Origin of the sequence: Acerihabitans sp. (assembly GCF_036398755.1) — a bacterium.
GTDB lineage: Bacteria > Pseudomonadota > Gammaproteobacteria > Enterobacterales > Enterobacteriaceae > Acerihabitans.
Genome location: NZ_DASWOM010000083.1, coordinates 45532 through 58957 on the forward strand (window position 1 = coordinate 45532; position 13426 = coordinate 58957).

14 protein-coding genes are annotated in these 13426 nt (G+C 58.9%); 4 read left to right on the top strand and 10 right to left on the bottom strand.

What is annotated here, in order from left to right; all coding sequences use genetic code 11:
- Positions 1–2 precede the first annotated feature (2 nt).
- Positions 3–968: an AraC family transcriptional regulator gene (locus VGC33_RS13585; protein ID WP_331121296.1), complete on the bottom strand. Its 966-nt coding sequence runs from the start codon at positions 966–968 to the stop codon at positions 3–5.
- A 223-nt stretch (positions 969–1191) separates the two neighbouring features.
- Here VGC33_RS13585 and VGC33_RS13590 point away from each other — a divergent pair, with 223 nt between their 5' ends.
- From VGC33_RS13590 to VGC33_RS13600, 3 genes are all read left to right on the top strand, one after another.
- Complete coding sequence (locus tag VGC33_RS13590) at positions 1192–2184, top strand: oxidoreductase (RefSeq protein ID WP_331121297.1); 993 nt, start codon at positions 1192–1194, stop codon at positions 2182–2184.
- Positions 2185–2408: 224 nt separating this feature from the next.
- Positions 2409–2885, top strand: a complete 477-nt coding sequence (locus tag VGC33_RS13595; protein WP_162366697.1) for a cucumopine synthase-related protein — start codon at positions 2409–2411, stop codon at positions 2883–2885.
- Between the two features lie 50 nt (positions 2886–2935).
- Positions 2936–3349: a hypothetical protein gene (locus tag VGC33_RS13600; protein WP_331121298.1), complete on the top strand. Its 414-nt coding sequence runs from the start codon at positions 2936–2938 to the stop codon at positions 3347–3349.
- A 17-nt stretch (positions 3350–3366) separates the two neighbouring features.
- On the opposite strand, the gene VGC33_RS13605 is transcribed toward VGC33_RS13600, so the two are convergent.
- On the bottom strand, positions 3367–4383 hold the full coding sequence (locus VGC33_RS13605; RefSeq protein WP_331121299.1) for an alpha/beta fold hydrolase: 1017 nt from the start codon (positions 4381–4383) through the stop codon (positions 3367–3369).
- A 183-nt stretch (positions 4384–4566) separates the two neighbouring features.
- Here VGC33_RS13605 and VGC33_RS13610 point away from each other — a divergent pair, with 183 nt between their 5' ends.
- Positions 4567–5202: a TetR/AcrR family transcriptional regulator gene (locus VGC33_RS13610; RefSeq protein ID WP_331121300.1), complete on the top strand. Its 636-nt coding sequence runs from the start codon at positions 4567–4569 to the stop codon at positions 5200–5202.
- A gap of 37 nt (positions 5203–5239) precedes the next feature.
- Here VGC33_RS13610 and VGC33_RS13615 read toward each other — a convergent pair whose 3' ends face one another.
- From VGC33_RS13615 to VGC33_RS13650, 8 genes are all read right to left on the bottom strand, one after another.
- Complete coding sequence (locus VGC33_RS13615) at positions 5240–5665, bottom strand: VOC family protein (protein WP_331121301.1); 426 nt, start codon at positions 5663–5665, stop codon at positions 5240–5242.
- Between the two features lie 21 nt (positions 5666–5686).
- On the bottom strand, positions 5687–6670 hold the full coding sequence (locus VGC33_RS13620; protein ID WP_331121302.1) for a PDR/VanB family oxidoreductase: 984 nt from the start codon (positions 6668–6670) through the stop codon (positions 5687–5689).
- Positions 6671–6779: 109 nt separating this feature from the next.
- The gene (glnT, locus tag VGC33_RS13625) at positions 6780–8138 is read right to left on the bottom strand and encodes a type III glutamate--ammonia ligase (protein WP_331121303.1); all 1359 of its coding nucleotides are present in this window, start codon (positions 8136–8138) and stop codon (positions 6780–6782) included.
- Between the two features lie 38 nt (positions 8139–8176).
- Entirely contained in the window at positions 8177–9163 is a 987-nt protein-coding gene (locus tag VGC33_RS13630; RefSeq protein ID WP_331121304.1) for an aldo/keto reductase, read from the bottom strand.
- A gap of 53 nt (positions 9164–9216) precedes the next feature.
- Complete coding sequence (locus VGC33_RS13635) at positions 9217–10380, bottom strand: aromatic ring-hydroxylating oxygenase subunit alpha (protein WP_331121305.1); 1164 nt, start codon at positions 10378–10380, stop codon at positions 9217–9219.
- A 45-nt stretch (positions 10381–10425) separates the two neighbouring features.
- Entirely contained in the window at positions 10426–11487 is a 1062-nt protein-coding gene (locus VGC33_RS13640; RefSeq protein ID WP_331121306.1) for an LLM class flavin-dependent oxidoreductase, read from the bottom strand.
- Between the two features lie 59 nt (positions 11488–11546).
- On the bottom strand, positions 11547–12455 hold the full coding sequence (locus tag VGC33_RS13645) for an amino acid ABC transporter permease (RefSeq protein ID WP_331121307.1): 909 nt from the start codon (positions 12453–12455) through the stop codon (positions 11547–11549).
- 188 nt (positions 12456–12643) lie between these two features.
- Entirely contained in the window at positions 12644–13423 is a 780-nt protein-coding gene (locus VGC33_RS13650) for an amino acid ABC transporter ATP-binding protein (protein ID WP_331121308.1), read from the bottom strand.
- Between the last annotated feature and the right edge of the window lie 3 nt (positions 13424–13426).

The window sequence follows — 13426 nt, forward strand, 5'->3', positions numbered from 1 at the left end:
GGCTACGGGGACGGCGGCGCAACGGCGGTGGCGTTGGCCCGCGCTTCGCTGCGGTAATGACGGGGGGCCTTGCCGGTGGCGCGTTTGAAGGCATTGCTGAACGCGCTTTCGGAGGTATAGCCCAGCATGCCGGCCAGGACGGCAACCGGGGTATTATCTTCCCTGAGCGCCCGCTGCGCCAGGCGCATGCGCCACCGGGTCAGGTAAACCAGCGGGGGTACACCGGCCATATTCTTGAAATGCAGGGCAAAGGTGGTGCGCGACATCGCCGCCGCCCCGGCCAGATCCTCGAGGCGCCACGTCCGGCCGGGATTACCGTGCATCAGCCGCAGCGCGGGAGCGAGGCGCTTATCGCCGACCGCGCGCAGCCAGCCCGCCGTCAGCGGCCCCTGGCTATTGATATGCGCGCGCAGAATCTGCACAAACATCAGTTGGGCGAGCTGCGCCGAGGCAACCCCGGATCCGGGCAGGCCGGCGGCGCGTTCGCGCACCAGCTGATCGAGCAGCCAGGTCAGGATCCCCGCCTGCGGCGAAGCCGCCCTTACGTGAATCAGCGGCGGCAGGACCTCCGCCAGCAAACCGCCGTTCAGCGGATCGAGCCGCACGTGTCCGCCAATCTGCACGCAATCGTCGCCCGAGCCAAGGATGGCGGTTTTCAGGCCGTTGCCGCTGAACAAGCCCGCCGCGTCAACCGGCGGCGCCGTCAGGCTGCCGGCGAGAACAAACCCGCGCTGCGCCGTGAGCAGCAACACATCCCCCGTTCCGACCCGCACCGGCGCCTCCCGGCCGTCGAGACGCAGCCAGCAGTTGCCCTTCACCAAGGCGAAAAATTTGATCTTGTCCGGCGCCGGAAAACGGATAGCCCAGGCGCCTGCGGCGGAAAAACCGCCGGAGACCACGGTTTCCGCATTGGTAAACCGGAGAATATCGGAAAAGGGATCGATGCTTATTTCGCTATTGTCCGCCATTGCCGTCCTTATATCGGTGTTGAAGGGTTAATGACGGCTTAATCAACGCCTCTCGCGCGCAATTACCCCGTCACCGCCCTGTTTTCGTACTATTGCGCAGATTAACCGCCTTTTCAAGCATTCCCCGTCCGGAACACGGCGCCTATAGTGAAGATACGTTTTCCCACGACATGACGCCCGGCCCAAACTCATCCGCGCGCGTCCATACCAAGAGGTCATGATTATGGTTAGGTTACAGCACCCTATCGGCTCCGGCTTCGGCGCGGCGTCCACCGCGGAAGAAGCGATCCGCGGCATCGACCTGTCCGGCAAAACGGCCATCGTCACCGGCGGTTATTCTGGCCTCGGCCGGGAGACCGCGCGCGTCCTGCGCGCGGCCGGCGCGGCGGTGATCGTACCGGCGCGCGATATCGCCAGGGCGGCGGCGGCCCTTGAGGGTATCGATGTCGACATCCAGCCGATGGACCTGCTCGATCCGGCGTCCATCGACGCCTTCGCCGCCCGTTTCCTGGCCGGCGGCCGGCCGCTGCATATCCTGGTCAACAGCGCGGGCATCATGGCCTGTCCGCTGACGCGCGACGCGCGCGGCTATGAAGCGCAGTTCGCCACCAACCACCTGGGCCATTTCCAGCTGACATCGCGGCTTTGGCCGGCTCTGCGCCGGGCGGACGGCGCGCGGGTGGTCTCGGTATCATCCTGGGGACATCATTTTTCACCGCTGGTGTTCGACGATCCGCATTTTGACCGCCGCGACTACGATCGCTTCGCCGCCTACGGCCAGTCGAAAACGGCCAATATCCTTTTCGCCCTGGCGCTGGATACCAGAGGCGAACCGGATGGGATCCGCGCCTTTTCCCTGCATCCGGGCGGCATTGTCGGCACCGGACTGGAAAAATACCTGTCCCGGGAGGAACTCATGGCCGCCGGCGTACTTGATGAGGCCGGCAACCCGATCCGCGATCCCGCGCGCAACCTGAAGACGGTGGAACAAGGCGCGTCCACCAGCGTCTGGTGCGCCACCAGCCCGCAGCTCAATGGCTTGGGGGGCCTGTATTGCGAAAATACCGATATCGCGCCGCTGGAGCCGGACGGCACCGCCATCGGCTGGAAAATCGGCGACTCCGTGCGGCATGCGGGCGTGATGCCTTATGCGGTGGACCCGGAGGCGGCAGAGCGTCTGTGGACGCTGAGCGAACGGCTTGTGGACCGGGCATGATAATCAGCGCCGGCGGCGCCGTACACGCATTAACCATGGTGCAACGGACGCACCCTTTTTGGTCGCGCTGAATGGCTGAGCGGCGCACTTGAAAAAGAGCGGTACTAACCTGTTGTTTTTATATAACTAAAAAAAGCTCTCCATTGGCATATTATTTGCTTATTAATTAGTTAATTAATTAATAATCTTTTTGAGCCTAATCAAGCCAACCGGAGAGTAACAGAATGACCGTTGATGAAGTAATAGCGCGTTTTGAGCAGGAGCGCGAAAAAATATGGTTCGAGCAGCCGGATGAAGTGCGGGATTTGGGCAACGGCATTGTGCCGCGCGGCACCGGCGCGCGCGGGCAATACCTGAGCACCATTATCTTCGCCGAAGGGGAGGCGCGCACCATGGCCGACGAAATGCTGTGGGGGCTGATCCGGGTGGCGGAGGATACCGATGCCGATTTGCCCACGCTGCAGTCAATCATCAAGGAAATCATCGGCTATAAGGCGGATTTTTTTGATTTTGTCAGCCTGCCCCACGCCGCCGCCATGATCCATCTGTATGTGGATACCGCCTGCCAATGCACCACCCTGCACGACCTGTGCCGTTTGTCCCATGCGGCGCTGTCCTATGCCAACCGTTTGCATATGTGGGTTGATTTTATTCTGCCCTGGGGCCTTGGCGACGGTTTCCGCCGGGTCAAGCCGGCCTGACCCTTCCTATTTCCTCTTACTGATCATCAGGTGCCAGAATGAAACTCAGAATGAATGTTGCGAACGAACCTATTTGCATTATCGAGGTATGGGAAGATAAAGTACCCAACCTGGTCAAGGAACTGCGGGCTAAATTGCCGATGAAAAGCGTATTGCAGCACGGCAAGCTTATCGGCGATATGGTGTTTTTCACCATGCCCATCGTCGCCCCGTGGGAAAATAAATTCAAGACCGAAGAAGTGGGTAAAATGCGCCGTGAAAAATACGGCAAGGTTACCGGGTCGGTGTGCTTTTACAGCCCGCGCCAGCAGTTTTGCGTGGTGTATGGCGATGATACCGCCGAGGAACCCTTGCCTATTTCGTATATCGGTGAAGTTATCGAAGGCGACCTGCAGCTGCGCGTTACCGGCCTGGAAACCTGGTTTGACCAGGGTCGCGTGGTCGAACTGGAAATTATTGAATAAATAGCCCCTGTCCGGCGCTATGATTCCCCGCCGGACAGCAGTTCGCGTATCGCCTGTTCTATCACGGCGGTTTCCGCGGCAAAGCGCCCGGGCGCGCCGGCGCAATGGCCGTAGTCGGAGGCGAGCGGCCGCCACTGGGCCTGTTTAAGCCATGAAAACTCTATAAACGCCTCCTCCTGGGTGAAATACTGGTCGGTATTGCACGGCATCACAATCGTCCTGGCGCTAACGGCCGCCAGCGCCGCCTGAAGGCTGCCGCCATAGTGCGGCGCCCGTCCCGCGTCGGCATCCTGCCAGGTGCGCAGCATGCACAGCAGATCGTTGGCGTCCCACGCCTGGTGATCGCGCTCCCAGTCCCGCAGCAGATCCTCGCGCGTGGCGAAATGAAGAGCCTGATACAGCTCGTCGCGATAAAAAGCCGCGCTGTAGGCCCAGCCGGCATACACCCGGCCGAATGCCGCCAGCCCGGCCAGCGGCGGCGAGGCGTAATCGCCGCCGGCGAACGCCGGGTCCGCCCGCAGCGCCGCCTTGACCCCTTCCAGGAACACATGGTTCAGCGGCCAGCAGCGGGCGCTGCCGCAAATGGGCAGCAGCGCCCGCACCGCCGCCGGATAGGCCGCGGCCCAATGCCAGGCCTGCATCGCCCCCATCGACCAGCCGCAGACCAGCGCCAGTTGTCCGATACCCAGGTGTTCGGTAACCAGTTGGTGCTGCGCCCGTACGTTATCCCCCACCGTCACCGGCGGAAACCGCGGCCCGCCCTGGCGCGGGGAGTTGCTGGGCGACGTGGAAACGCCGTTGCCGAACATATTAACCGCGATAATGCAATGCCGCGCCGGATCCAGCGCGCGCCCGGCGCCGATAATGGCGCGATAAGATCGGTGGGTGCCGGTATACCAGGACGGCAGCAGCACGGCGTTATCGCGCCGGTGGTTAAGCCGGCCGTGGATTTCATAGGTCAATGTGGCGTCATAAAGCGCCGCGCCGCACTCCAGCGCGAACGTGCCCAGGTTGCAGGCGTGGTAATCTGGCATGGCTCCTCCCCTCACCGGCGTAGCCGGTATGATGGATATGGCGGACGTAATGATAGATGTTAATTAATCAGCTAGTTAACTTGTTGCTGATTTCCCGCCTGTGGTAGTATTCGTCCATTAAACATGGTTATCCCCACGCAGAAATAACGCAATTCAACGAATTGGGTTGCCCGGACGCAATGTATGAAAACCAACGTTATAAAAGAAAAAGTCACGGCTAAAAACGGCAAGAACTTACAAAACGACGTGGCGCATGTCCTGCAGGACTCGGCGCTGGAGCTGTTCGCCAAACAGAATTACTCCTCGGTCAGGATTAAGGATATCGCCGAGGCGACCGGACTTAATTCCGCGCTGATTTATTATTATTTCGGCTCCAAGGAAAATTTATTTCTCAAAGTCATCGAATCCACGGTGGAAAAGGCTTTTGAGCAATTTGATTCCATTAAAATGAATGCCGATAATCCCAGGGACGTGCTGTTTTTGTGGATACAAATTCATATTTTGCAATTTTACCTGCTGCAAAAATTAGCCAAAATCAGCCTCGATTATGCCGGCACCAACGGACGCACACCCGAGATTGACAACGCCGTGAAGAAATTTTACGAAAAAGAATCCGTGATCCTGAAAAACACCCTCAAGGACGGCATCACCGCCGGCGTCTTCCGCGAGGTCAATGCGGTGGATATGGCGATGTTTATCTCCACCTTCCTCGATGGCGTGTTATTTCGCACCGTCATGTTTCCTAAATTCAAATATAAACACGCCATTAACTGTATGCGGGAATTTGTCTTCGAACATCTGGACGTCAAGACCAAATAAAACCGCCGCGCCGCCGGCAACACGGCGCCGCGGGACATTAATGCGCGAACAGCTGGCCGATATCCTTAAACGCCTTGAACTCCAGGGCATTCTGGCAGGGATCGAGTAGAAACAGGGTCGCCTGCTCGCCGATTTGCCCTTTGAAACGGATATAAGGTTCAATCACGAAGGCCGCGCCGTGGGCTGTCAGTCTGGCCGCCAGCGCTTCCCAGTCCTCCCAGGCCAGGACCACGCCGAAATGCGGCACCGGCACATCGTGCCCGTCCACCGCATTGGTATGCGCGAGCTCCTGGCTCGGGGTTTTAGGGTGTTCATGGATCACCAACTGGTGGCCGAAAAAGTTGAAATCCACCCACTGTTCGCTGCTGCGACCTTCTTCAAGGCCGAAGATTTCACCATAAAAATGGCGCGCGGCGTGCAGGTCGTAAACGGGAATGGCCAGATGAAAAGGTGCAATGGACATAGCTTGACTCCTCTGATGATATTAAAGATCGATGACTAAACGTGCGGAGCGCGCCCGCGAACAGCACAGCATGATTTTATGGTTGGCCTCCTTCTCGGCGGCGCTCAGGTACTCATCCCGGTGATCCGGCAGGCCCGCCTTTATCCCGGCCTGACAGGCGCCGCAAATGCCCAGGCCGCAGGATATTTCCACCTCGACGCCCGCCTGGTTAAGCGCCTCGGCAATGCTCAGGTCGGCGGGAACCGGGATAACTTCGCCGGTGCTGAAAATCTCGACTTCAAACGCCCCCTCGCCGCGCACTGCCACAGGCGTAAACGACTCGCAAAAACAATCGCCGGCCGGTATTGCGCACGAAGCGCACAGGTCGCGCACGTTTTGCATAAATGCCGGCGAGCCGCAGTAATACAGGCTGAACCGGCCGTGCCGCCGTTGCCCGTCGGCCAATACCCGCGCCAGGACCGCCCGTTGATCCGATTCCCCGGCGGCGGCGCGCGGGAAATGTAAGGCGATATGTTGCTCCAGCGCCCTGAACTCCGGCTGTTCCGCAAACGCGCTTAGGGTGGCGGGCCTGCCGAGATAATGCAGCCGGAACTCCCGGTCGCGCGCCTTGAGCGCCAACGCCATCGCCAGCAGCGGCGTGATGCCGATACCGCCCGCCAGCAGCAGCGACGGCCCCCGCCGCTCCGCCAGCGGGAAATCATTGCGCGGCGCGGATATCAGCACGCGGTCCCCCGGTTGCAGGCTATCGCGAATATAGCTGCCGCCGCCCCGGGATCGGCGGCTGGCCAGGATAGCCAGCCGATAGCTATCACTGCGCGCCGGGTCGCCGCACAGCGAGTACTGCCGCAGCAATCCGTCCGGCAGGCGCAGCTGGATATGCGCCCCGGCGGTAAACGGCGGCAGCGCGGCGCCGTCGGGACGGGCCAGGGTGAGAAAAACCACCCCGGTGCCCCGATGGCTTTTTTCCACCACCTTGACTTCAAAAAACTGCTCTGATGCTTGCATAAATCCGCCGTCCCGCCGCCGCGGGGTTTATCCATTCGCCCCCTCAGGCAAGCAACGCATTGCCTGAAATGCCTGATGCATTGCCGCCACCGGCAATAAACCTTGCGCCTTAGAATATCGTGCTGTACCGATCGATTTCCCACTGGCTGACGTGGAGATGGTAGCTGTTCCACTCCTGGGTTTTATATTTCACGAACTCATCGCGCAGCGCGGTGCCGAGCGTGGCCTCGATAAACGGATCGGCGGCAAAGGCTTCCACCGCTTCCTGCAGGTTCTGCGGCAGGAAATCGATGCCGCGGGACCGCCGTTCCTGTTCGCTGATGGCATACAGGTTGTCCTCGTTCGGCTCGCGCGGGTCGATTTTTTCGCGGATGCCTTCCAGGCCCGCCGCCAGCGCCAACGTAGCCGCCAGATAGGGATTGACCGCGCCGTCCGCGTTGCGCGACTCGCAGCGGCCGCCGCCGGCGGGCACCCGTACCGAGTTGGTGCGGTTATTGGATCCATAGGAGTTAAACACCGGCGCCCAGGAAAAATAGTTCATCGCCCCCTGGCGCACCAGGCGTTTATAGCTATTGACGGTGGGCGCGAAGGCCGCGCACAGCGCGCGCCCGTGCTTGAGCAGGCCGCCGATAAAATAATAGCCGGTATCGGACAGGCCCAGCCCGCGCGGGTCGTCGTTGCTGGCAAAGATATTGTCGCCGCTGCCGATATCGTATAAAGACATATTAAAATGGGCGCCGGTGCCGGTTTTATTGGCAAAGGGCTTGGGCATCATGGTGGCCACCAGGCCCAGTTCGCGGGCGTAATGCTTGGCCATAAAGCGGAAAAAGATAAACCGGTCGCAACTGGTCAACGCGTCGGCATAGTTAAAATCAAATTCATATTGCGAATTACCGTCTTCATGGTCCAGCGAATAGAGATCCCAGCCCAGATCGTTAATGGTGGAGGAGACCTTATCCAGCCAGGCGAACTGATCGACAAAACCGCGCAGGTCATAGCAGGGCTTGGTGAGCTTGTTATCCTTTTCCGGTACCGACAGGCCGCCGTCCTCATCACGCTTGAGCAGATAGATCTCGCATTCGATGCCCAGGTTGAAACCGAATCCCATGTCTTTTGCCTGCGCCAGGACGTTTTGCAGCGCCACGCGGGTATTAAGCGCATAGGGTTCGCCCTTGAAAGCGTTGTCCGCCGGTATCCAGGCGATTTTCGGTTCCCAGGGCAGCTGGATGATATGGTCCAGATCCGGTATCGAGGTCAGTTCGTCCTCATTGGGCGATTGGCCCAATCCGTCCAGCGCATAACCGGTATAACGCTCCGACCCGGCCGCCATCTGGCTGAAATGGCCGATGGGCACCACTTTGCCCTTGGGCACGCCGTGGATATCCACATAGGCGCCCATGCAATATTCCACCCCTTTTTGCTTCAACTGCTGGGCAATTTCCGCTATCTGCTGCTGACTTTTTTTCATAGTAGGCTCTGCTCTATAGGTAAATATCGCGTTTCCGATCAGGTATGTTCGACGACCGCATGGGGAATATAGGGAGCCTCCAGCGCCGCGATCTCCTCAGGCGTCAGGGTCATTTCCGTGGCGCCGGCCGCATCCTCAAGATGCTCAAAAGACGTGGCGCCGATAATGGGCGCGGCCACCTCGGCTTTGGTAAACAGCCACGCCAGCGCCACCTGCGCCTGGGGCACGCCGCGCGCGGCGGCAACCCCGGTGACCGCCTCGATCACCGCCCGGTCGGCCTGTTCGGTGGCCGAGTACAGAAAACCGGCGTACGCATCGTTGGCGCCGCGTCCGGTGGCGGCCGCCTGCTGCCAAGGCCGGGTCAGGCGGCCGCGCGCCAGCGGGCTCCATGGCGTGACCCCGATGCCTTGCGCCCGGCACAGCCCCATCATTTCCCTCTCTTCCTCGCGATAGAGCAGGTTAAGATGGTTCTGCATGGCGATAAACGGCGTCCAGCCATGTTCGCGCGCCACGTGCAGCGCCGTGCAAAATTGCCAGGCGTACATGGAGGACGCGCCCAGATAACGCACCTTGCCCATTTTCACCAGGTCGTGCAGCGCCTCCAGCGTCTCCTCAAGCGGTGTGTCGTAATCCCAGCGATGGACCTGGTAAAGATCGATATAATCCGTCCCCAGGCGTTGCAGGCTGGCGTCAATTTCGGTCATGATGCTTTTGCGCGACAGCCCCTTACTGTTGGGTCCCTGGCGCATCGGGTTGAACACTTTGCTGGTGATCACCACATCCTCGCGCCGGGCGAAGTCCCGCAGCGCGCGGCCGAGAATTTCCTCGCTGTCTCCTTTGGCATAAGCGTTGGCGGTGTCGAAAAAATTAATACCCAGTTCCAGCGCCTTCTGGATAAACGGCCGGCTCCGCCGCTCGTCCAGCGTCCAGGCATAACCGCTTTTTTCCGGCCGGGCATAGGTCATGCAGCCCAGGCACAGCGCTGAAACCTCCAGCCCCGATCGGCCGAGTTTTACCATCTTCATGCGATATCCTTTGGTTATGGCGCGGCGCTGGTGCGCCGCCGCGCTCGTCCGCCCTAGATACGGGCGCGAATATAGTTGGCCAAATGCCAGACCGTGGTTTCCAGATGCCCCAAGCGCCCCGGCCGCGCCAGCGATGACAGGCTGCCGCGCTGCTGGGCGGCGTTGATGGCCAGATCCTCGTCGATAATCGACAGGCTGGAGGCCTTCATCGTGGCGGCGGTGTCGGCGAAACCGGGCTGGGCGCTTGAGTCCTTCGATACCAGCACCAGGCGGTGCCAAACGGTCATATGCTTGTTGATGGGCAGCAGTTGGCTGATGCTCAGCCGGTCGGGATTGAGGCCGATCAGGCAACTGGGATAAATCAGCATCAGGTCGATTTGCCGCATATCCTGCTCGCTGAATCCCGCCAGCGGGATCAGTCCCTCGGTCAACACTTCCGAAAGTTCGCCGTTCTTGCGCAGCGGCTGGTGGCACAAGGTCCAGCCGGGACCGTCCTCGCCGATATAGCTCAGGCGTCCCGGAAAGCTGTCCTCCAGGGTGGCGCGGTGAACGGCGGAATGGTGATAGCACTCCATAAAGGTTTCCACCGCCATTTTCCAGTTGAACGGGCAGTCGTAATCCAGGGTGTAGGCGGTGTCCAGCTCCGCCACCTGATACTTGTCGAACATGGCGTTCAGCGGCTTAAGCCGTTGCGCTATCGATTCCACCTGGGCGGAAAAGGTAATAAAAATCAGGCCGTGGAAAATCTCGTGCCGTATACGCGGCAGCGTGCAGTCCTTGCGATCAAACTCCGCCGCCTGGTTCATATAAGGCGCGCCGATCAGATTGCCGGTAATATCATAGGTCCAGTTATGAAACGGGCAGACCAGCGCCCTGGCATTGCCGCTGCCCGTCACGATCGGCGCCCAGCGGTGCAGGCACACGGCCGACATCACGTTTACCCCGTCCGGCCCGCGCGTCACCACCAGCGATTCGTTAACGATATCCAGGGTAAAATAATCACCCGTGTTAGGTATTTGCGATATATGGCCGGCAAATAGCCAATCCCCGCGATATATTTTTTCCATTTCATGGGAAAAGAACGCATCGCTATTATAGGCTTCCGGCGGCAGCGTCGATGATAATGTGGCATCGTCGGCGCGTTGCTGTTTTATTTTTTCCACTATCGTGGCGCTGTCGTCTATTGCGCAGTCAATCCGCCGTGTATAGTCAGGCATGATTTCCTCCTCGGTTAACAGATATATTGGGTAGCATGGGAGATATTAACGAATATCCACCTGGACCTTGCCGATGACCTTTTCTAATAGCGGAATCACCTCGCGACCGAATTTTTCCAACGATTTTCTGGCCATCGCGATAGGCATATCACCGAATTGGAAAAAACAGTTATAGTGAGAAGGATTAATCTCCTTCACTTCGTTAATAATCCGCTCGGCGACATAATGCGCGTCGCCAATAATCAAATTATCACGCACCACCGACGGGTCAGGCTCATCGGGGAATGTTGCGGCGGTAATAAACGCGCCCCGGGTCTCCAGCGTTTTGCCGTGCAGGGCGCTTATCATCCTGGCGACAAATAACGCGCGCTCCGCCGCCTCCAATGCGGCTTTTTTACTGTCGGTGACGTGGATATACTGCTGCACCGCCAGCGGCGTGGATTCGTTCAGACCGGCCTCGCGCCATTGCCGCCGCGCGTCCCGGGCCATCTCCTTCAAGCGCGGCGAGCCGCGCCAGCCGGCGGTGATAAAGGCGGTGGCGCCCCAGCGCGTAAACCGCTGCAACAGCGCCGGATTGGTGGTGGTGATAAACAGCGGCGGCAGCGGTTGCTGCAATGGCGTCAGTAAAAAATCCGTTTCCATCCGCTCGCCCTGGCGCGATAACGACGCCGCCTTGCCGCCGGTCAGCGCCGCCTCGATAAACCGCCAGTTATCCAGCAGGACGCTGTTGCGCTGTTCCACATCGAGATGGTAGCGATCGAATTCATAGGCCTGGTAGCCGCTGCCGATGCCCAATACCAGCCGCCCTTCGGTCAGGCGATCCACCAGGGCAATCTCCTGCGCCAGGCGCATCGGCTGATATAGCGGCAGCACGATAACCGCGGTGCCAAGCTTGATGCGCCGGCTATATCCCGCCATATGGGCCGCCATTAATAACGGCGACACGCTGATGGAATAATTGGTAAAATGATGTTCGGCAAACCAGGCGGTTTCAAAACCCATTTCCTCGGCCAGCGCCACCATCAGGCGCGTGTCGTTAATCACCCCCTGTATTCCCTGGGGATTGTCCTGGTAAGACATTAAGTTAAACAGGCCTAATTTCATCATAATCCCCTAATGGGTAATATTAGCCGATGGCTTATATACCTAAATTCATGTTGCTAACGTCATGCCAGCGCGCTCTGGCCCTTGCGGAAATATTTTTCAATTCGCCCCTGTAGCCAGCTCAGCACGGTAGTAGCCACCAGGTACCAAATACAGGCCACGATCAATAACGGAATATTTTCAAAGGTTCGTGAATAAATCGACTGCGCCGAATACAATAAATCAGATAATGAAATCACACTCACCAGCGACGTGGTTTTCAGCATGCCTATCACCTGGTTGCCGGTGGGCGGAATAATAAAGGGTATCGCCTGGGGCAGGATAACCCGCCGCAGCCATTGGGCTTTATTCATGCCCAGGGCGCGGGCCGCTTCCTGCTGGCCGTGATCCACCGAGGACATGCCCGCGCGGATGATTTCCGCCATATACGCCGCTTCGTTCAGCCCCAGCCCCAGGATGGCGGCGGTAAAGGGGGTAATGATATCGTTCATGCTGCCCTGGTAGAGGGTCACCACATGAGGTATCCCGATATAGACTTCGGGATACAGCGCCGCCAGGTTGTACCAGAAAATCAACTGTACCAGTACCGGCGTGCCGCGAAAAAACCAGACATAACCGGAGCTGACATGCGCCAGCAGCGGGTTGGCGGACAGGCGCAGGGTGGCTATCAGCACGCTCAACGCAATGGCCAGCAGCATTATCGTAAGCGTCAGCCACAGGGTGACCCAGAGTCCGGTCAGAATGGTCGGCGAAAACAGATAGTGCCCGACGGTCGGCCAGCCGAAATTCTCATTCATCACCATCGAATGCACCAGCATGACCAGCAGCAGCGTGCAGACGACCACTGAAATCCAGCGCCCGGGATAGCGGGTAGGCACCACGGTCAAAGCATCATGGGGATAATCCGGCGCGTCATGGCCCATTGCGCGCGGGCGTTGCCCCAGGGTCTGGTATTGCTGATTATCTGTCATTTTATCTCTCATGCGGGCTCGCTGACTTTTCTTAACAAGGGCAGGATACGGCACTGGTGACATTATTAATTAATCAGTTAATTAATAATATGCACTTGCATTTCCATGCTGTCAATAAAAAAACAGCCGGTATTTAATTTTTTGATTAAAATAATAATCATTAAAAACAACATCTTAATTAAATTCATTTATTGAGCCAAATGCTTTGCCAGGAAAGCGCGGGTGCGCGGGTGCTGCGGGCGTTGAAACATCTCCGCCGGCGGGCTTTTTTCAATGATCGCCCCGTTATCCATAAACGCCACGCTATCCCCCACCTCGCGGGCAAACGCCATTTCATGGGTTACCACCACCATGGTCATGCCTTCCTCGGCCAGTCCGCGCATCACATCCAGCACTTCGCCCACCAGTTCGGGATCCAGCGCGCTGGTCGGCTCGTCGAACAGCATCAGCGCGGGTTTCATCGCCAGGGCGCGCGCAATGGCGACCCGCTGCTGCTGCCCGCCGGAAAGCTGCGACGGGTAGGCGTCCAGGCGATGCGACAACCCCACGCGCCCAAGCAGGATCCGGCCCTGCGCCAGCGCCTCGGCGCGCGGCACTTTGCGTACCCGCATCGGCGCCTCGATCACATTTTCCAGCGCCGTCATATGGCCGAACAGGTTAAAGCGCTGGAACACCATGCCGATACCGGCGCGTTTGCGGGCGATTTCCGCCTCTTTCAATTCGTAGAGCTTATCGCCCACCCGGCGATAGCCCATCAGTTCCCCGCCGACGTACAGCGCGCCGCCGTCGATTTTTTCCAGATGGTTAATGCAGCGCAGGAAGGTCGATTTACCGGAGCCGGAAGGCCCGATCAGACACACCACTTCCCCCTGCCGGATCTGCAAATCCACGCCCTTGAGGATCTCCTGGCCGTGAAACCGCTTTACCACCTGATAGGCGGCCACCGCCGGCGTATCTTGTTCTGACATCGT

What these genes read in the sequence shown, in the direction of transcription:
- VGC33_RS13585 (WP_331121296.1), bottom strand. Translation starts at nt 968, where the DNA reads ATGGCGGACAATAGCGAAATAAGCATCGATCCCTTTTCCGATATTCTC.
- VGC33_RS13590 (WP_331121297.1), top strand. Translation starts at nt 1,192, where the DNA reads ATGGTTAGGTTACAGCACCCTATCGGCTCCGGCTTCGGCGCGGCGTCC.
- VGC33_RS13595 (WP_162366697.1), top strand. Translation starts at nt 2,409, where the DNA reads ATGACCGTTGATGAAGTAATAGCGCGTTTTGAGCAGGAGCGCGAAAAA.
- VGC33_RS13600 (WP_331121298.1), top strand. Translation starts at nt 2,936, where the DNA reads ATGAATGTTGCGAACGAACCTATTTGCATTATCGAGGTATGGGAAGAT.
- VGC33_RS13605 (WP_331121299.1), bottom strand. Translation starts at nt 4,383, where the DNA reads ATGCCAGATTACCACGCCTGCAACCTGGGCACGTTCGCGCTGGAGTGC.
- VGC33_RS13610 (WP_331121300.1), top strand. Translation starts at nt 4,567, where the DNA reads ATGAAAACCAACGTTATAAAAGAAAAAGTCACGGCTAAAAACGGCAAG.
- VGC33_RS13615 (WP_331121301.1), bottom strand. Translation starts at nt 5,665, where the DNA reads ATGTCCATTGCACCTTTTCATCTGGCCATTCCCGTTTACGACCTGCAC.
- VGC33_RS13620 (WP_331121302.1), bottom strand. Translation starts at nt 6,670, where the DNA reads ATGCAAGCATCAGAGCAGTTTTTTGAAGTCAAGGTGGTGGAAAAAAGC.
- glnT (WP_331121303.1), bottom strand. Translation starts at nt 8,138, where the DNA reads ATGAAAAAAAGTCAGCAGCAGATAGCGGAAATTGCCCAGCAGTTGAAG.
- VGC33_RS13630 (WP_331121304.1), bottom strand. Translation starts at nt 9,163, where the DNA reads ATGAAGATGGTAAAACTCGGCCGATCGGGGCTGGAGGTTTCAGCGCTG.
- VGC33_RS13635 (WP_331121305.1), bottom strand. Translation starts at nt 10,380, where the DNA reads ATGCCTGACTATACACGGCGGATTGACTGCGCAATAGACGACAGCGCC.
- VGC33_RS13640 (WP_331121306.1), bottom strand. Translation starts at nt 11,487, where the DNA reads ATGATGAAATTAGGCCTGTTTAACTTAATGTCTTACCAGGACAATCCC.
- VGC33_RS13645 (WP_331121307.1), bottom strand. Translation starts at nt 12,455, where the DNA reads ATGACAGATAATCAGCAATACCAGACCCTGGGGCAACGCCCGCGCGCA.
- VGC33_RS13650 (WP_331121308.1), bottom strand. Translation starts at nt 13,423, where the DNA reads ATGTCAGAACAAGATACGCCGGCGGTGGCCGCCTATCAGGTGGTAAAG.